We start from the raw sequence: 19,407 nt of genomic DNA, 5'->3' as shown, positions 1-19,407 counted from the left end.
ACAGTTCTAGTGGGCGGTTCGTAGCCTCTATGTGAGGAAGTGAACCGCCCGTTAGAACGGGTTATATAAATAGAAGGAGGCGTTATAATGGAAGCTAATGTGAATACGCAAAAAGCTGGCGGCGAGAAGCCATCATTGTTCGGAATGATTACTTCTCCTGGTTTACAGTTTGAGAGAATGAAGACGACTGAGAAAGTTTGGGGTATGTTCTTCATAGTGGCGCTATTACAAGGACTTGTGGGTGGTTTAAATTCGTATATTACGTATATATCACCTGAGATGATTGAAATGCAAAAGAAATTAGGTGGTGCACTTGCAGAGCAGGGATCGCTTGTATCAAATGTAATTTCTAGTACGATATGGGGAATAGTAGGTGTTATGATTGCAACATTAGTTGTTGCAGCTATTTATAAAGTGTTTATGATGTTTTACGGGAATGATACTTCTTATAAAAAAATAGTAATGATTATTGTATACGCGGATATTATTGTTATTATTGGTGGACTCATTAATGGTATTATAGCTTTAATTTTAGGTGCTGCACCAACTGCGTATACAAGTTTAGGTCCGTTATTTGAGAAAGGCTCACTTGCATATGGAATCGCTAATTCAATTGAAGTGTTCTATTTATGGAATTTAGTTTTAATTTGGTTAGGATTACAAGTTACAGCAGGATTAAGTAAAGTGAAAGCAGCTATTCCAATTATCGTTTTATTCATTATTAAGGCTGTATTCTTAGCTGCGATTGTTGTATTGATGGCAAAGTTTTTACCAGGTTTGCCGGTATAATATGATTAGACTAAAAGGTGGCTCTCCCGAGAGTCACCTTTTTTATTTTTACCCTTATTTCAAATACGACCAACAGAATTTGAAATTCTACTTCGTGTAATTTCAAATTTCGGCGGTAGTATTTGAAATTACTCACAGTGAAATCGCTTCTTTATTTTTATATTGTGGAGGTACCGGCGGAATAACAAAGAGGTATACCTTTTAGAAGTGGGTACTGTGTGAAACCAGCAACTTTTAAAGAGGCAGTTGTGTTGTATGAAGGAATGATTGTAAACCAAATAAAGAAGTTAGGTATTTATCAAGATCATGAAGAGTATCATCAATGTGGTTTAATTGGTCTTTGGCATGCGTATGAAAGGTATGATGCGGAGAAAGGAAGTTTTCCTGCATATGCAGTTGTAACGGTGCGTGGTTATATATTGGAGAGGTTGAAGAAAGAGTCCGCGCTGCAAGAAAGGAATGTTTACGTAGGTGAATATGAGGAGATTTTTTCGGTTGAAGATGTTGGAATGAGAGCAAAGGATTTTATGAGTGTATTAGATGAGAAGGAGAAGTATATTATTTTCGAACGTTTTTTTGTAGGGAAGACGATGGGGGAGATCGCTAACGAGATGGAAATGACTTATTATCAAGTGAGGTGGGTGTATCGGCAAGCACTTGAGAAAATGCGAAATAGTTTAAGAGAATAAATATGATTATAAGAATGGAAGGCAATGGATATTGCTTTCCATTCTACTTATTCTGTTAAGGTAGTAAATGTAATAAGAGGTTTTTAAATTGTAGTGAATCTTGCATGTTCATACGTGATAATACGTATCCAGCTTTTAATAATTGCTGTTTTAACTTATGGGGACTGATATGTATTGTTGTAATAGTGCCATTTGAGAAATGAATGTTAGCTTTTTTAATCTTTTTGAAAAATTCTATGTCATCTATATGGTTATAAAATAGCCATATACAGTTTGGAGAAGAAGGAGATTCTGTCGGGAAAGCACAAATATATTCTCGATGATTAATTGGAATTGGGACATTTTGTTTAAATTTAAAGTTTGTTTGGACTGCATTACGTCTACCTTGATAAGTAGAGTGAATATTGGTTAGACAAGATTGCTTGATGAGTTGGAGAGCAGTTTGACAGGAGTAAAGATGGTTCCCGCTACTGTCGATAATTTTGGTACGATAATAAGGGTGCTTGTAAGGTTCCAACATCATTGTAGAATTAGAAATAATAATATCATTTTCTTCATTCATAAATTTGATTCCTCCCTTATAAATGATAGTAATACCAAATATAATTATATACGAATTAAGTAAATTAATTATTAATATTCTGTTTCATATTGTAAATTTTGACTATTCGTTTACAATCAATAGATGTTAGTCTTTCTAATTTGCATCGCTTGTACATATATATGAAAATAGAAAAGAGTAGGCGGTGAGATAGTATGAAGAAAAAGTATATTATTATGGCTCTAGTTGTCGTGCTTCTAGTATATTTAGCAAATAGTAATCCGAGTAAAGGTGAATATACAGACTGGGCAGCGAAGCAGTTTATGAAACGTAATGATGTAAGTAAGAAGCTAGACGAAGTTCAAAAGGAAAATGAAGAGGGTCTCCTTGGCGATTTAGCATCGGCTGGTAAGAAGTTGGCGAAAAAATATGTTGAGCCACAAGTTGGATTATTAATCGAGAATTATACAAAGCGAAATGATTATATTTTCTTCTCAACATATACGACCGAGTTTGATATAGGCGGAGAACACTATAAATATGTATGCGTCGGTTTTTCAAAAATCTTTATTCCGATTGAAATGCCGAAGAAAAAAGACGAATCTGCAAAATGATGCAGATTCGTCTTTTTATTTATAAGTTAATTGGAACTTCAGATACATTCTTTTCTACGAGATGGGCTCCTTTTTTTCTGGTATTTTCATTAATTGATGAAAATACAGATGAGGCAAGGATGGTATCCATTACTTGATTTACGACTTGTGCATCGACGGGTGTGATAGGTTTTTCGACAGAAAAAACAACTGTTTTTCCATCTTCTTTCGTGAAAATTAATTCTAGTACTTGCATACGTTATTTCCTCCTTTTTATTTATCGTGTTATATGCGGGTAGGGCGATCGGTGTAATCAGCGGGGGATGCCCGCCACTGATTAAAGTTCCACCTTATAGGGTAGAAAGATCTGATGTGCTAACAAGTTGTATAGCGTGAAGCGGTGATGCTTGTAAAGAAGCAAGAGCACGTGCTACGTTTTGTACTTGCTCTAAGTTTGCGTTTGTTTTAACACGCTTAAATTGTTTTTGCTTAAAAGCTGTTTTTCCGTTCTTATCTAATCCACTGTTTAAGACAAGACGTAAAGTTAAGTCCGTTACGATTGTTTCGACTGCCATGTTTATCACCCCCTTTCACTTTATAAATAGGGTGTGAATGTCATGTTTTGGCGTGAAATTTATTCTTTTTTTTGGTACGCTTAAAAGACTAAGAGAGGGGTTTCGGAAGAATGAATCGTAAATGGTTATTTTGGATTCCTGTTTTACTATGGATGGGGTTGATTTTCTATTCCTCGGCACAACCATATAAAAAGCAGGATATGCGTTCGGATATTGAACAATATGTAAATGTTGAGTTTGTGGAAGAGCATTTTTCGTGGGTATCTATCGATTATGGTGGTGGTACACCTGTTAGCATTGCAAATAAAGGTGTAGGCGGATTTATTGAGTTTTTCCTTCGTAAAGGTGCTCATTTTATGGTGTTCTTTATGCTCGGTTCATTGACGTATTATGCTTTTCATCGATCGGGTTATTCGAGAAAAAGGTGCTTCCTATACGCTCTTCTATTCGTTGCGGGATATGCAACATTTGATGAAATTCATCAATGGACTACGGGAGATCGTACACCGATGTGGCAAGATTCATTACTGGATACGTGCGGCGGATTAACAGGAATTATAATAAGCAATTGGTTTTGGAGTAGAAAAAGGAGCTAATCTTTTGAGATTAGCTCCTTTTGTTTATACACCAAGTAATTCTTTTAGTTCATCTGTAGATAGTTCGGTCATCCAACTATCGGTTGTAATGACGGCATTGTTTAAGGATTGTTTTCTTTCTAACATTTCATCAATTTTCTCTTCGAGTGTCCCCGTTGTAATAAGTTTATGAACGTGAACGAAGCGTTTTTGACCAATACGATATGCGCGGTCTGTTGCTTGGTTTTCTACAGCTGGATTCCACCAACGGTCGTAGTGAATGACATGGTTGGCAGCGGTTAAGTTTAAGCCAGTTCCACCTGCTTTTAACGATAAGATGAAAATGTCATACGTTCCGTTTTGGAACTGCTCGATCATTTTGTCACGTTCCTTCTTCGGTACACTACCGTTTAAGAAGAGGACGCGCTGACCGAAATGTTCTTCTAACACATTTTTTAGCATGTTCCCCATACCGATGTATTGTGTGAAGATTAAACAACTTTCATTTTGATCTTTTATATTTTCAATTAGTTCCATTAGCGTGCTCGTTTTCATGGAACGTTCGATGATGTCTTTTGGTTCTGTTTCTTTTAAATAAAGAGCAGGATGGTTACAAATTTGTTTAAGTTTGTTCAGCATGAGTAATATAAATCCGCGTCTTTCAATCCCGCTTAATCCTTCTACATTTTGCAATGTATCTTGAACAAGTTGTTCATATAAGGAAGCTTGTTCACCAGTAAGTGGACAGTACGCTTTCTGTTCTTGTTTATCAGGCAAGTTTAATGCGACGGTTTGATCTTTCTTCGTACGACGCAGTAAAAACGGCGAGATAAAACGTTGAACTTGTTGGATTTTTCCTTCGTCACGGTCCTTTTCAATTGGTGAGACGAAGCGGCGCTGGAATTGTCCTAAGCTGCCGAGATATCCATGATTAATGAAGTCAAAAATAGACCAAAGCTCGGCAAGTCGGTTTTCCATCGGTGTACCGGTTAAAGCGATTTTGTGATTTGCTGGCAAGTTTCGTACTGCTTTCGACTGTTTCGTATGTGGGTTTTTAATATTTTGTGCTTCATCCAAAATAACAGCATCCCAGCATAACGTACTAAGTTCTTCTTCATCAAGCTGAGCTAATGCATAAGATGTTAATACAACATCTGCTGATTGAAGGAAGTCTTTAAATGATTCGCCTTTCGCTCGGTTACTTCCATAATGTAACTGAACACGTAAATTTGGTGCGAAACGCTCAAATTCTTTTTGCCAATTTCCAAGAACAGATGTCGGTGCCACGATTAAAGCAGGGCCTGTTTGGAGATTGTTCTCTTTTATATATAGTAAGTAAGTGATCGTTTGAATGCTTTTTCCAAGTCCCATGTCGTCAGCTAATAATGCTCCGAATCCAAGCGTTCTTAAATATAATAACCACTCAACGCCATGTTGTTGATACGGACGGAGTGTTGCGTTTAGTGCAGAAGGGACATCTACTTTTGGAATATCTCCAATGTGCAATAGTTTTTGGAATAGCTCTTCATAATATCCATCTAGCTCGATTTCAATATCGGTAAATGGACTATCTTCTTCTACAATTTCTGTTTCAGCAGTGTTTGATAAATGTTGCTGAAGGACATCTTTCATTTCTAGTCCATATTTATCGGCACGGTTCATAAGCTTTCGTACTTCTTCAATAAAGGCTGGATCCAGTCTCATCCATTGACCATTTATATTGAATAACCGTTTGTTTTGTTCAACGAGTTCGAAAAATTCGCTTTCGGATAAATCAATGCCGTTTGTTGAAATGCGCCAGTCAAAGTTAACGAGTGTATTCATGCCGAAGAAAGATTGCGTTTGCGTGGCATTTTGCTTCAGTTGCACACGTAATTTTGGTTTTGTCGCTTTTAAATTTTGCCACCAGGATGGCAGTAAAATCGTAATACCTGCAGCGAGTAATTCGTTACTTGCTTCTGTTAAGAAGTTCCACGCTTCTGTTTCAAGGAGCTCACTTCGGAATGTATCGCCTTCTTTTAACCACGGTACGAGCTTACTGAATCCTTCTTGTGTTTCAAGAATACGTTCTTCATAATCGTGCCATCGTTTTGGCAAAGAATCGATACTTTCATATACATATATGCGATGTGCCCCACGCTTTGGTGTAACAATCGTCTCAAGCTTCCACATTTCAAATTCTTCTTGCGGCTCTTGTAGCCGTAGTCCGATTGTAAAGGGAAGGTCATCTTCAATGTAACCAATTTTTCGAAGCCAATCTTCTTCATGTAGTGCTGCATCCAATTGTCTTTTCGTAAAGTCGTAATGTTCATAAAGTCTCTTGGCATCTTCCCATCCATCGTTTGAACGATTATCTTGTAATATGCTTTCATTTACCGCGGCCGAGAAAAGAGATGCCAATGTGTCATCTTCGATTGGGGTATTTTGCACTTTCCAAGATGGTTGCTGAGACCAACGCTCCATATCAGGTACGAAGCTACCGCTTGTGAAGGCATCCCATAATTCGTTCGCATCTTTCGTAAGTGCTGTAATAGGGCCATTCATTTGAATATGTGCAAAGGAGTTCATCGGTTTATTAGCGATGTATTCAAATGCTTGTGCGTTTGTTAGCATAACACCTTGTTTTCCTTCAAAGGTCGCTTCTTTTAGAAACGTGCCGTAGAAGGAAGTGGAGTGCCACGTAAATGCATTTCGTTTCCAACTTGTTACGGATAATGGAGTACCGCTGTCATTTTCTCCCCAAAGGAACCAACCTTGACTAACGTGCTGGAGCCTAATTGTTACTTCAGTTTGATTGATCATCGATTAATTTTCCTTTCCGTAATTCCTCTTGTAGTGCACGCAGACGTGAATGTAGGTTTGCGATGTGAATAATGAAAGCATCCCATTCATCAGTGCGCTTTAATCGTTTATATAATGTACGTAATTTCTTTAAGTAACGAACTGCACGTCTATATGATTTGCGGTTTCGCTCTTCAATGGCCTCGGTAGCAGCAAGGTGATAAAGAGGAAGGGCTGCTTCTGGTGCTTCCTTTTCAATATCTTTCAGCGGCTCTTTCAAAAGTTCAATTGCTTCAAACCCATGTAAGAGCTGAAGTTCTGCCCATGTACGATATTGCTTTTTCGCGAGTACGTATTGCTCATAGTTTGCAAAACTATATGGTAGTAGCTCTTGCAAAATCATTTCGAGTCCGGCTTGTTCATTTGTATGGGTTGCATACGTTTCATACATGATGACAAATAAGCGAACGATATCTTTTATGAAAATCGTATTTTCGTGCTCATGTATCGTTTTCTTCACTTGTTTATACGTAAAGGAAAGCCAGTTTTTCGCACGATCCCACTGCATTGTATTTAATAGCTCTTCTAACCAATAGAAGTACAGACTTACAACAGAAGCAGGCTGTTTTTTTAGTAAGTCCATCGCTAATAGGTCTTCGTCATTTAAAAAGAGTAGGTGAGAAGATGCTAATGCTTTGGAAAGTGGATTGATTTTCGTATCGATTCGCTTTTCTTCTTGCAGTTTCTCTTTATTGTGTAAGAGTTCACTCCATATGTGACGATAAATAAAAAATCTTTCTTGCGTATAGGCATCGGTGGAGAAGAATACTTCGTGAACGAGACGAGCTGTTTCTTGCAAAATTGCTTCAGACTCTGAAGGAATCGCTTCTGATTGTAAGTCCCGAACGATGGATTCCACTTTATCTACAAATAAGCGAACGACGTTAACAGGCTGGTGATACGAATACGTTTTATTTGCTTCGAAGTCCTGAATTTCTTCTAATAATTTTTGAAAGCAATAAAGCGCTGCGTGTAGCCTGAACAACTCATGTATCGCAACGATACGCGGAGCTTTCCGCTCGAGTTTCGTATAGAAGTCTGTAAAAATACTCATAAGAAAATACATTTGTTTATAAGTAAGCCGAGCTTGTTCTTTTTTAAATGATTCATATTCGTTGTCAAAATACGATTGCCAACTTTTATAATCCGTTTCTTCAAACGCTGATGATTGCAATACTTGTCTTGCAGTTCGAATAGGAGGAAGGGAAGGTTTCGTATTATTTTTAAATAAAGTTAATACATCTCCTACTTGCCCGAAACTAGATGCTGCAGATAGTAAAACAGCGAGCATATGCTCACATTGCGTTGGTGCAAAGCAATCGCAATAGCTTTCAGCGACGTTACGAATCGGGATATGGACGCTATATACGCTGCCTGCAGCATCTACAGTTCCTGATAGCGTATAACCATCAAAGTCAACGTTGTAGACAACACCACTACGATATAGGTGCCGAGCTGTAGCGACATGTTCCTGATCAGCTGTTTGCTGTGGATCTAGTCCTTGAACGAACTCATTCGCAATCATCATAATTTCATCTTTCGTAATTGAGTGTTGCAGCATAATATTCCTCCGTACACATATTTCTTTCCTTTACCATTATAAACAAAAAATGCTCAAAACAGAAAAAATGAAATTTGGATTATCATATTGTAACTGTGAATGGAGATGGAAAGGTGTTTTTCAATATTTTTGAACGGCATCTTTTTTGTAGTTTACTTCTCTTGTCAATCTTTGTCGGTAAATCGATATTTTGTGTCGAACCGTTAATATATTTTTCTCTACTCTTGTTTACGAAGGGAAAATAAAAAGGATATCACTTAGCCGAAAAAATCCGACGAGGTGATATCCTTTTTTACAATTATGAGCGCGTTTCCTTTAATATCGCTTGCACATATGGATCATGTAATATTTGTTCTATAATTGGTAACATGTTTTGTTCGAATGGAATATCGATAGGAAATGGCTTTTGTGAGCCGGGTTTGATTCCATATTGGACAATTTTGTAATGTGTATTTTCTTCAAAGCTGAGCACAATTAATTTATATCGATTGTCATCGCCAGCGAGTGAAAAGTCAATGGAAGTAGCGTCGTATGTTACTTCATCTTTATATATATACGGTTTTGGTGTACCGATCCAGTCTACTTTTGCTTGTACATTCATGAACATAACCTCCTTATAGTTATTATAAAAAAATAAAAGCCAGCTCTCAACAAAGAGAACCGGCTTTAGCAGTCATTGGTTATTTTAAAATTTTCACTTTAACAGTTTTGCGTCCCCATTTTTGAGCAGCGCTATCTGATCCAAGTAGAATGTCGATACGGTTACCTTTAATTGCACCGCCAGTATCTCCAGCGATAGCTTCTCCGTAACCTTCAACCCATACTTTAGATCCTAATGGAATTACTTTCGGGTCAACAGCGATCATTTTCATGTTTGGGTTCGCTGTTAAGTCATGACCCATTGCAGTTAATACACGGCCACCGTATGTGCCACCGTTTTCGCTTGGGTGAGCTGTATATGCTGTAGCTACAACTGTTAACTCACGACCACCAGAAGGTTCGCTAGTCTCAGCAGCTTTCACAGCAGGCTTAGCAGCTGGTTTTGCTTGTGCTGCAGGTGCTTGCGCTTTAGCTGGTGCTACAGTTTTAGCAGGAGCAGGTTGTTCTTGTTTCTCGATAACAGGTGCTGTACCTGTTAAGAAAGGAACGTGAACATAAGCTGTTTTCCCGTTATATTCAAATTGTAACCACTCATTTTGTACTTGGTTCGTTGTTTCGATCATATCGTCTTTCTTCAACGTTCCAAGAATTTCTGAGTTTGTGTTCGCTTCAGCACGTACGTTTAATACGTTAGCTGTTACGTAGTAGATGCTTTTTGTAAACTCTGTACTTACGAATGCGTCTTTACCATCTAAAGTGATTTTTGACCATCCGTTCTCTGTATTTTGAACATCTATTTTATTCCCGTTTAGTAATTTACCGACAACTTTTGATTCCGTAGTAGGGTTTTCGCGTACATTTAGTACGTCTGTTGTTACAACAGTTTCTGCATTAGCAGATGATGTGAAAATCCCAAGACCAAAAACTGCTGCTGTTGCTATTCCAATTAATTTTTTCATGATAGCCTCCATTGCGTTTGTTTTCGTGTCCTCATTATAGCAACAGATTTTTTCGGATTTGAGGAAAACACACAATTACAAACCATTCGTAATCAGTCGTTAACATCCTGTAATATAGCAAAAAATATAAGAAAGCGTTTTTCATTCTATATGATTAGTAGGTTTCTACTTATATTCAAAATATTTAATACAACATATTGTTTTCGGCGTAAATAAAAACATTACAGGAGTATTACATAATGTTTACTAAACAGTTACATTCCTTGAGTATTTTACCGTTTTATGGGTAATATAGTTATATAAACATAAACATTTCGTTTGTGAAACTATAAACACGTGCTATATACTAGCAAAAAAACCGCATAATTGTTACAAACAGAAAGGGTTGCAAGGAAGAAAAATGCCCTTTTTTACATCTGTAACACATCCTTTTTTGGGAAAACACATTCCCATCCGCATTTTTCTCGCACAATTTGACAGCAGTATTTCGATCTTATAGCTCTTGCAGAGTAAAAAGATTATACGGAAGGTAAGGCTGTCCATAAGAATTCTAGTTGGTGAAGGTGAAAGTAAGAAAATCACCGTAAAATTATAGTTTTCTATCCGATTTTACATATCGGAATTTATGTTATTTACAAAAGTGAAACCTACGAAGGGGGATTTGATGAGGAAACTGACAAAAACATTCATCGTTTCATTAACATTATGTATTGCATTTACAATTTGGGGGATTATTCCCGAATCTATTATTGGAAAAGGTAGCCTAGGAAATGTAACGACTGCGATTCAAACGGCATTGGTTAGTAAGTTTGGATGGTTCTATATTATTTCTGTTTCTATTATTTTAGGGGTGTCTATCTTTTTAATTGTTTCGAAATACGGTTCTATTCGTTTAGGTAAAGATGATGATGAACCTGATTATAGTTATATGACATGGTTTGCTATGCTATTTAGCGCTGGTATGGGTATCGGTTTAGTTTTCTGGGGCGTTGCTGAACCATTAAACCATTTGTACGCACCTCCGTTTGGAGAAGGTGCAACTGAGGAAAGTGCACGTCTTGCATTACGTTTTTCATTTTTCCATTGGGGATTACATCCGTGGGGACTATATGCATTTGTAGCGCTGTGTATTGCTTACTTTACTTTTAGAAAAGGAAAAGCAAGTACAATTAGTGCGACAGTAGGCCCGTTATTCAAAAGCGGGGAACATGGACGTATTGCTCATTCATTTGATGTGTTAGCTGTTTTCGCAACTGTGTTTGGTGTCGCAACATCATTAGGTCTTGGTGCGAAACAAATTGCTGGTGGTGTTAGTTATTTAACATCTATCCCAAATTCATTGCCGACACAGTTAGTTATTATTGCAATCGTAACCGTGTTATTTATGTTATCTGCGCAAACAGGTCTTGATAAAGGAATTAAATATTTAAGTAATGCGAATATTATTTTGGCGTTTGCACTTATGATTATTGTATTATTTGCAGGTCCAACAAACTTTATTATGAATTACTTCACTTCAACAATCGGTTCTTATATTCAGGAATTGCCAAGCATGAGCTTCCGCTTAAGTCCATTAGATGAAGGTGGAAACCAATGGATTCAGTCGTGGACAATCTTCTATTGGGCATGGTGGATTGCATGGTCACCATTTGTAGGTACGTTTATTGCCCGTGTTTCACGAGGACGTACGATTCGTGAGTTTGTTATCGGTGTGTTACTCGTACCGACTGTAATCGGTGCGCTTTGGTTCTCTGTTTTCGGCGGGACTGGTATTCATATGGAGCTGTTTGGTGATGCACATATCTTTGAAAAAGTGAAAGAGATGGGAACAGAAGTAGGATTATTTGCTATGTTCGATCAGATGGGAAGCTTTGGATCAGCCTTATCAGTATTAGGTATTCTACTTATTGCAACATTCTTCATTACATCAGCAGATTCTGCGACATTTGTTTTAGGAATGTTAACGACACATGGTAGTTTAAATCCGCCGAACCGCATTAAAATGATTTGGGGTATCGTTTTAGCAGCGATAGCTTCTACTTTATTATATGTTGGTGGATTAGAAGCACTGCAAACGGCAGCTATCATTGCGGCATTCCCATTCGTTTTCGTTATCTTCTTTATGATGGCGGCATTATTTAAAGAGTTACAAAAAGAAGGACGTATGAAGCGTCATTAATAATAGAAGAAAAAAGAGCTGATTATATATCAGCTCTTTTTTATATAGAAGGAATTTTAACTGCAAGTCAGGGAAATAAAATACTTTACTATGTAAGTAGTATGCCTTTTATACGAAGATAAATCGATAAATTTCGACAATGTTCGATATCTTGCGGATTCTATTTGTATTTTTGACAAAAAATTGTCGGAAATGTGTTGTCACGTTTATGTATATGTGCTATATTATTTCCTGTAAGCGATTTCAAATAGTTTTAAAGCGCATTCAAGGGGGACATCTAGAATAATGAAACGTTACGAAAGAAAGTGGAAGCATATTTGTTTGAAACGTGTGGCACATCGTAGTGTCCAAGAAAGCACGGAACCTAAGACTGAAACGCGCAAAGAACAGCAAGAGAAGCAATTGGTTCTACAAAAATAGCAATCACTTTTTCGTATATAAATGAAGGTCAATCGTTCGTTGGGGGATGGACGTGAAATTACTTTCAGCTAAGGGGTATTGTCTGATATATATAATTTATACGGCAATAAATCAGCACAGAGCATACGGCGCTCTGTGCTGATTTTTATTTTGTAAATAAAAATCAGTGGGAGAACTCCCACTGATTAAAGTTTTACTTTTCTTTTTTGAATCGAACTGTTTTATCCCAGCCAATGACTTGTTTCTTGCTCTTTGCACGTAAGTATAAAATTAAGCTGCGAATGAATAAGTACGTAAAGAGCTGTGCGTACGTAAAGTACATGATAACACTAATAAAAATATTAGTTGGTGTAAAGGTTCGTTCCACACTCTGGGCACTAAATAATTGAGAAACATATGTAATATATGCGACATACCACATAAATAGTAGCGGAATGCTATATTGAATTTGGAATATCCCGAGTAACCCAATTACAAACCAAACGTTCGAGATGATTAAGAATAGCCAAAATACAACATACACTAAAACTTGTTGTAAGGAATGGACGAGAAGTTTTCCTTTAAAGAAACTTAAGGAAGAAAACATTTTTTCTAAAATGTACAAGTTCCCTTGGAGCCAACGTGTACGCTGCTTAATAAGGATTTTTAAATGCTCAGGTTCTTGTTCCCATGTAATCGATTCTGGAACGATTGGTAAGAGATAGCCTTTTTGTGTAATTCGTAATGTTAATTCAGCGTCTTCTGCAATTGCATACGGGTCATAACCGCCAAGTTCTTCTAATGCAGAGCGACGAAGAAGCATATTTGTTCCTGTTAGTGAACCTGTTTGGAATAGTAACCAGCGTCCTGATTGCATAAGGAGCTGGAAGATTTGAAATTCTAATGAAATCATTCGTGTTAGCCAGTTTCTGTTTTCATTTACAGTACGAACGTGACCAACAGCTCCAACAGCATCCTCGGTTGTTTCAGCGTGTTCTACAAGCATTCGCAGTGCATGTGGTTCAGGCTGGTTATCTGCATCATACACACAGAAGTATTCACCATCTGAAATACTAAGACCATAGTTTAATACACGCGATTTCCCTTTTGGTTCACCCGCCGGAACACGAATGTGACGGATATGAGCATAAGCTTTGTCAAAATCGTCACCAATTTCAGGTGTCTCATCTTGAGAGTTATCGTTTAATAAATAAACAGTTAGTTTACCTGGATATTCAATCTTTGCCATCGCCTCTAAAGTATCTTTAATAACGACCCCTTCATTGTGGGCTGGTATTAAAATGTCGACGCTTGGATAATGTTCTAGCGTACGATCTTTTCGTTTACTATTTCGGTGAACTAAACCTGCGAGTGTTAAGAAAGAATAGTAAACAAGTAAGGCAGAGAATAGAAAGGCTGTAAAGATAAGTATATACTTAATCGAAAATGTGATGCTAATCCAAAAAACGAGTACGCAAAACAGAAGGAATAAAAGCAGTATAACGAGTGTCATCATAATAACGTCTTTCCTTTGTTCCCAATTTGCTCGCGTGAAATTTGTATATCTTGGATCGCTTCAGCAGCAAGCCATTGCTCCATTTTTGGCTTTAGACGGTTCATTACAATGTCAGCACCGGCTTCATTTGTGTTTTGTAATAAAATAACTAGCTTATTATTATCGTATTCAGCAGCAAGATCAAAGTCATCTCTTATCGTTTCAACTAATAATGAAGCTACACGGTTCATAACACTTTCCTTTGTATATTTACTAAAGGAATTGAAATCAAAGTAAATAATAACACCTGTTTCATTACGACGATTCATTGCAGTGATTAATAATGCTTGTCGTCTTTCGAATTCTTGTCTTGTTAATAATTTTGATTCTCCAATGTATTGTTCTAATATTCTCACACGTTCGGTTAATTCTTTATTTTCATGAATAACCTTCTTTAATAAATGAGTGGAGATATATATGATGAAGAAGTTTGCTGCCATTAGGAAGTGAGTAATAATGTATTCCCATTGTTCCGATGTACTCCATAAGTAAAGCCATGCTTGGTAGAACAGATAGAATACCGAAGTAATGGTTCCTAATATAAAAAGAACAAATGCAGTTTTATCAGTTAATAATAGAAATAGTACATTAACAATTACATATATAATTGTAAAAATGAGAGCATGCTCATATTGCGTTACATGTACAGTTGTAAAATAAAATAAAATTTGTAAAATCCACATAGAGAGGACTTTATAGAAGTTATTTTTCACAAAACTTTCCTCCTTAAAGGTAATTCATGCAAGGATACTTGTAGTATGCACAATTATTAAGAAATAGACCGGATGACTAGGTTATTTTGGAGAGCAACAACAAGTAGTATCTCTATTTTGCAAGAAAAAATAAACAGACTTACTAATTATTGTATCATAATGTTCTTATATTTAAGCATAAAGTATTTAATATATACCAAAAAAATATACAACATATAATAAAAAGTCCCCTCTTTAGAAAGAGGAGACTTTGCGTCATTTTATAGGAACATCATACCTGCAACTGCTGCATTTAAGAAGTTTGCTAATGTACCAGCGATAACTGCTTTAATCCCTAACTGTGCAATTTGTTTACGGCGAGTAGGAGCTAACGTTCCTGTTACACCTAATTGAATTGCGATAGAAGAGAAGTTTGCGAATCCACAGATTGCGAATGTTAAAATTAAATTTGTTTTTGCAGAGAACTCTGCCATGTGTGGTCCTAAGTTTGCGTATGCAACGAATTCGTTGATTGCAAGTTTTTGACCGATAAAGCTTGCTGCTTGTATAGCTTCACCAGGAGAAACACCGATTAAGATTGCAAATGGTGATAGTAAGTAGCCGAAGATTAAATCAAGGCTCAGTTTAATATCGAACCAAGAACCAACCCATCCTAATAAGCCATTTAATAAAGCGATTAATGCGATGAAAGCCATTAACATTGCTGCTACGTTAATAACAAGTTGCATACCTTCAGATGCACCACGTGCCGCTGCGTCAATAACGTTTGCATCTTCACGTTCTGTAGAAAGTTCAACGTTATTATCTACTTTTTCTGTTTCTGGCATAATTAATTTCGCAATTAATAAACTTGATGGAGCTGCCATAATTGCTGCTGCTAATAAGTGTTCTAACGGAATACCCATTGCTGCATAGCCGACAAGAACTGATCCGGCAACAGCTGTCATACCGCTTACCATAATAGTGAAGAATTCACTATTTGTTAAACGTGCTAAGTAAGGTTTAATTAAGATTGGAGCTTCAGTTTGTCCTAAAAATACAGTTGTTACTGAGTTTAAACTTTCTGCTTTAGAAGTTCCAAGAAGTTTACTTAATGCGCCACCAACGACACTAACAAATCTCTGCATAATACCGAAATGATATAAGATTGCAACTAATGAACTAATAAATACGATTGGAAGTAGTGCTTGAATGAAGAAAACAAATCCCCAAGGGCCTTTTGCGTTGACTAAATCCCCAGCAACGAACTTAATTCCCTCGTAAGAAAAATTAATTAATCCTTGAACGCCATCTGCAGCGTATTTTAAACCTGCTTTTCCGGCATCCCATCGTAATACGATAAATGAAAATGACATTTGTAATGCTAGCGCGATTAAAATTGTGCGCCAATTAATAGCTTTGCGGTTGGAAGATAGTAAGAAAGCAATTGCTAATACTCCAATCACGCCGCCAATTCCCCATAAAAGATTCATGCAGTGTATGCTCCTTCCTCATAGTAAAAAAAGTGTATAAACCAGTTGTCTATACGTTTACGAATATAACATCTTAAGTAACTTATCATAATGGACATCGGAGGTCAAACGTCTAACGAAAAGTTTAAATAAAAAGAAAATTCTTTAAAAAAACACATATAAAATGATTAAACATGAAATAGGTTATGTTTTTTATGTAAAAATATACATTATGATAACGTTATGGAGTGTTTTTGTAGAATATAGTGTATGAAATAGGGAAATGGATACATTATTTTTTCGGGGATATAGGTGACATATATTAAAAAGAGCCTTCTAGTAATCTAGAAGGCTCTAAAAATATAACTTAAGGTGCTTTTGTGTATCCTAAGAAATGGCTCTTCCAATAAGAGTTACTTAGTGAAGCGATTGCTACACCTTTATCTCCGGCTTGGATAAATGATCCGCCTCCAAGGTAAATACCCATATGAGAAGGACCTGCTTTATAAGTATCTTTGAAATAAATTAAGTCACCTGGTTGTGGACTTGAAGTTTGTGGTAGGCTACTCCAATATCCTGCAACACTTTGACGACTAATGTTATGACCAAATTTCTTAAATACGTGGTAGATGTAACCACTACAGTCAACACCAGTAGCAGAAGTACCGCCCCAAACGTACGGTACGCCTTGCATTCCTTTTGCATATGCAAGTATGGAAGAACTGTCGCCGCTATTATTGCCTGTATTATTGTTGTTATTGTTTTGATTGTTATTTTGGTTGTTGTTAGGCTTATTATCTACTGCGCCACCAACTGGTGTTTTAGAAAGGTAACGTGTTCCGATGTAACCAGTTTGACCGTTGTAGTTAATTTTGCTCCATCCAGAGTTTTCAGAGATTACTTGAACCTTCTGTCCTTGTGGAAGTGCCCCTATGATTCTATAATTTGTACCTTCGCCGCTACGTACGTTTAAGGCAGAAGCATTAATGTAGTAGTTGCCAATTGCACCTTGATCAGGTTGTTTTGGCTGTTCAGGAGTAGCAGTGCCACCTTTAACGAATTTTACAAACTCGCTACTAACGAAACCTGTTTTTCCTTGATAGTTTACTTTAAACCAACCGTTTTCAGATCCAACTACGTTTAATGTAGTACCATTTAACACGCCACCAATTACACTATGGTAAGCAGCAGGGCCTGTACGAACGCGTAGAGATGTTGCGTTAACAACGTAAGTACCACCAGTTTGAACGGTTACATTATTATTTTGTTCTTGTTTGTTACCTTGTGTAACGTTGTCGCTAGAACCGCCTTTTGTTACGTAGTCTTTGCTTACGTAAGCAGCTTGTCCAGCGTAATTGATTTTGAACCAATCTTGAACTTCGCCAACAACTTGTACGACTTGTCCTTTTGTAACAGACCCTACAGTTGTGTGAGAAGTGCTAGGACCTGTACGAACACGAAGGGAAGATACATTTACTGTATAATTTCCGCTTGCTGGTTTTACAGATTCTTGGTTGTTATTATTCGTATTGTTGTTTGAAGAACCTGCATTAGAAGAAACACCAGATACGAATTCGCCACTTACATAGCCAACTTGTCCATTATGGTTGATTTTCACCCAACCATTTTCTTGACCAATTACGTTTAATGCTTGTCCTTCATATACACGTCCTGAAACAGAACTAGAAGTGTTAGGAGCGGTACGTACACGTAATACATCAGCAGTAACTTTATTTTTTCCACCTGTTGTACTTACATTGGAATTGCTTGCACCATTTTTTGATACAAATTCACCGCTAACAAAGCCTGTTTTTCCATTAATGTTAATTTTGAACCAACCATTTTCTTCGCCAATCACGTTTAGTGATTGACCGTTATAAACGCGAGAGATGATGTCGTGAGAAGTACTTGATCCTGCACGAACATGTAATACGCTAGCATTTACCGTATAAGATGAGCTGTTTGATGCAGAAGCTTGGACAGTTGTAGCAGCTTTTTGTGTATTTTGTTCAGGGGCAGCTTGAACACTATCAAGTGTAGGTGCTGCGCCTCCTGCTACAGACACTGCCGCAAGACCGGCAAGGTATTTTTTCATAATTTGTCGATTCCTTTCTGTCTGTAATGTAGTGAAGAAATATTTACCAACTGTTAAAAATTCTAAAGAGCATGTCGATTACTGTCAAGACTTATGCGGGAATCTGAATATGACAAAAAGATTACAAGAAAAAATCAAGGCATAAATTACACCTTGATTTCCATTTAAATACATATATTGAATGTAGAAAGGTTAGAAATTATTCGTATTTAAGAAGATGACATATTGGATTGTAACAAGCTTTGAGAAAAGGATTTTTGTAGCATTTTTGTGATAGGGCCAACTTGACCATCTTGGATGGCAGTTCCATCAAGGTGAGTCATCGGCAAAATTTCAATCGTCGTTCCTGTAAAGAAACATTCATCCGCTTGATAAACATCGCGAATGCTAAACAGTTCTTCTTTTACCGGAATGCGAAGGGTTTTCGCTAAAGAAAGGACATATTGACGAATGATGCCATTTAAAATAAGGTGATTGGCTGGATGTGTGTAGAGAGTTCCGTTTTTTATGAGAAAGAAATTAGAATAGCTTCCCTCAGTTACAGTACCATTTCGTACGAAAAGAGCCTCTTTACAACCTTTACGTTCAGCTTTCGTAGCGGCTAATACATTGGGTAATAAATTTAATGATTTGATATCACAGCGTAGCCAGCGCGTATCTGGTTCTGATATAGCACGTACACCATATTCAATCCATAACGCTGGTCTTTCTTTCTTCGTAATATAGGCATAGATTGTAGGAGGGACGTCATATGAGAATGTGTGGGTACGAGCTTGTACACCACGAGATACTTGTAAATAAATCGTTCCATCTTCGTAGAAATTATTATTTTCAATTAGTTTGTAAAGTAGGATAATAAGTTCTGCTTTTGAGAAAGGGAGTGATAATTCTATTTCTTCCATGGAGCGATATAATCTTGTGATATGCGGATCTAATAAGTGAAAGTTTCCTTTATATAGGCGAATAACTTCGTAGACACCATCTCCAAACTGCAAGCCTCTTTCTTCAAGTTCTATGTACGTTTTTTGTTTCGTTGTATCAATAACTGCATCATTCCAAAGTACAAATCTTTCATATGCCAATTTCCGTCCCATCCTTTCGTAAGTGCATAAGTAAAGTGAAGCTTTCATTCGGAATAAAAATCACTATAGTAATTTCTATGTGAGTACTTCTTTACATATGACGTATATGTATTTGTAAATGGTAGAGAAGTAGTAGTGATTTACAGCATTTTGTATATACAAATTCGAAAATGAGAAATAAGAATCCTGCTTTTGAATAAAAAAAAGCAA

At 36.9% G+C, this 19,407-nt stretch carries 17 protein-coding genes; 5 read left to right on the top strand and 12 right to left on the bottom strand.

What is annotated here, in order from left to right:
• Positions 1-87 precede the first annotated feature (87 nt).
• Both yknW and QCI41_RS16745 read left to right on the top strand, forming a co-directional pair.
• Entirely contained in the window at positions 88-789 is a 702-nt protein-coding gene (yknW, locus tag QCI41_RS16750) for a YknW family membrane protein (protein ID WP_046960109.1), read from the top strand.
• A 218-nt stretch (positions 790-1,007) separates the two neighbouring features.
• Complete coding sequence (locus tag QCI41_RS16745) at positions 1,008-1,478, top strand: sigma-70 family RNA polymerase sigma factor (RefSeq protein ID WP_353837059.1); 471 nt, start codon at positions 1,008-1,010, stop codon at positions 1,476-1,478.
• A 55-nt stretch (positions 1,479-1,533) separates the two neighbouring features.
• On the opposite strand, the gene QCI41_RS16740 is transcribed toward QCI41_RS16745, so the two are convergent.
• A complete protein-coding gene (locus QCI41_RS16740; RefSeq protein WP_353837060.1) occupies positions 1,534-2,040 on the bottom strand; it encodes a competence protein ComK in 507 nt (168 codons plus the stop codon).
• Between the two features lie 194 nt (positions 2,041-2,234).
• Between QCI41_RS16740 and QCI41_RS16735 the strand changes: the two genes are divergently transcribed.
• The gene (locus QCI41_RS16735; protein ID WP_000731403.1) at positions 2,235-2,633 is read left to right on the top strand and encodes a DUF4359 domain-containing protein; all 399 of its coding nucleotides are present in this window, start codon (positions 2,235-2,237) and stop codon (positions 2,631-2,633) included.
• A gap of 19 nt (positions 2,634-2,652) precedes the next feature.
• Here the strand turns inward: QCI41_RS16735 and QCI41_RS16730 are convergent, their stop codons facing one another.
• Positions 2,653-2,868, bottom strand: a complete 216-nt coding sequence (locus QCI41_RS16730) for a DUF2922 domain-containing protein (RefSeq protein ID WP_353837061.1) — start codon at positions 2,866-2,868, stop codon at positions 2,653-2,655.
• 94 nt (positions 2,869-2,962) lie between these two features.
• Complete coding sequence (locus tag QCI41_RS16725; RefSeq protein ID WP_000257711.1) at positions 2,963-3,187, bottom strand: DUF1659 domain-containing protein; 225 nt, start codon at positions 3,185-3,187, stop codon at positions 2,963-2,965.
• A gap of 110 nt (positions 3,188-3,297) precedes the next feature.
• On the opposite strand from QCI41_RS16725, the gene QCI41_RS16720 reads away from it, so the two are divergent.
• A complete protein-coding gene (locus QCI41_RS16720; protein WP_001080700.1) occupies positions 3,298-3,783 on the top strand; it encodes a VanZ family protein in 486 nt (161 codons plus the stop codon).
• Positions 3,784-3,807: 24 nt separating this feature from the next.
• On the opposite strand, the gene QCI41_RS16715 is transcribed toward QCI41_RS16720, so the two are convergent.
• The 4 genes from QCI41_RS16715 to QCI41_RS16700 all read right to left on the bottom strand — a co-directional run bounded on the left by QCI41_RS16715 (position 3,808) and on the right by QCI41_RS16700 (position 9,723).
• Positions 3,808-6,564 (bottom strand): DEAD/DEAH box helicase, encoded by a 2,757-nt coding sequence (locus QCI41_RS16715; RefSeq protein WP_353837062.1) that lies wholly within the window; start codon positions 6,562-6,564, stop codon positions 3,808-3,810.
• Complete coding sequence (locus QCI41_RS16710; protein WP_353837063.1) at positions 6,548-8,164, bottom strand: SWIM zinc finger family protein; 1,617 nt, start codon at positions 8,162-8,164, stop codon at positions 6,548-6,550. Before QCI41_RS16710 ends, QCI41_RS16715 begins: the two co-directional genes overlap by 17 nt.
• Before the next feature lie 298 nt (positions 8,165-8,462).
• Positions 8,463-8,765, bottom strand: coding sequence for a DUF3910 family protein (locus QCI41_RS16705; RefSeq protein WP_046955548.1), 303 nt, complete (start codon positions 8,763-8,765; stop codon positions 8,463-8,465).
• 79 nt (positions 8,766-8,844) lie between these two features.
• Entirely contained in the window at positions 8,845-9,723 is an 879-nt protein-coding gene (locus QCI41_RS16700; protein WP_353837064.1) for a cell wall-binding protein EntA, read from the bottom strand.
• A gap of 664 nt (positions 9,724-10,387) precedes the next feature.
• Here QCI41_RS16700 and opuD point away from each other — a divergent pair.
• Positions 10,388-11,902 (top strand): glycine betaine transporter OpuD, encoded by a 1,515-nt coding sequence (gene opuD / locus QCI41_RS16695; RefSeq protein WP_353837065.1) that lies wholly within the window; start codon positions 10,388-10,390, stop codon positions 11,900-11,902.
• 613 nt (positions 11,903-12,515) lie between these two features.
• On the opposite strand, the gene QCI41_RS16690 is transcribed toward opuD, so the two are convergent.
• From QCI41_RS16690 to QCI41_RS16670, 5 genes are all read right to left on the bottom strand, one after another.
• Positions 12,516-13,817 carry a glycosyltransferase family 2 protein gene (locus tag QCI41_RS16690; RefSeq protein ID WP_000988744.1) on the bottom strand — a complete coding sequence of 434 codons (1,302 nt, stop codon included), beginning with the start codon at positions 13,815-13,817 and terminating at the stop codon, positions 12,516-12,518.
• On the bottom strand, positions 13,814-14,569 hold the full coding sequence (locus QCI41_RS16685) for a GGDEF domain-containing protein (RefSeq protein ID WP_353837066.1): 756 nt from the start codon (positions 14,567-14,569) through the stop codon (positions 13,814-13,816). The genes QCI41_RS16690 and QCI41_RS16685 overlap by 4 nt, the downstream gene beginning before the upstream one ends.
• A 260-nt stretch (positions 14,570-14,829) precedes the next feature.
• Positions 14,830-16,041 carry a NupC/NupG family nucleoside CNT transporter gene (locus QCI41_RS16680; protein ID WP_001051033.1) on the bottom strand — a complete coding sequence of 404 codons (1,212 nt, stop codon included), beginning with the start codon at positions 16,039-16,041 and terminating at the stop codon, positions 14,830-14,832.
• 346 nt (positions 16,042-16,387) lie between these two features.
• The gene (locus QCI41_RS16675; RefSeq protein WP_088082106.1) at positions 16,388-18,115 is read right to left on the bottom strand and encodes a C40 family peptidase; all 1,728 of its coding nucleotides are present in this window, start codon (positions 18,113-18,115) and stop codon (positions 16,388-16,390) included.
• 209 nt (positions 18,116-18,324) lie between these two features.
• Positions 18,325-19,209 (bottom strand): D-amino-acid transaminase, encoded by an 885-nt coding sequence (locus QCI41_RS16670; RefSeq protein WP_353837067.1) that lies wholly within the window; start codon positions 19,207-19,209, stop codon positions 18,325-18,327.
• Between the last annotated feature and the right edge of the window lie 198 nt (positions 19,210-19,407).

This window comes from Bacillus cereus group sp. MG4, assembly GCF_040460055.1.
In the GTDB taxonomy this organism is placed as follows: Bacteria; Bacillota; Bacilli; order Bacillales; family Bacillaceae_G; genus Bacillus_A; species Bacillus_A wiedmannii.
This window is presented reverse-complemented; position numbering and strand designations above follow the sequence as displayed.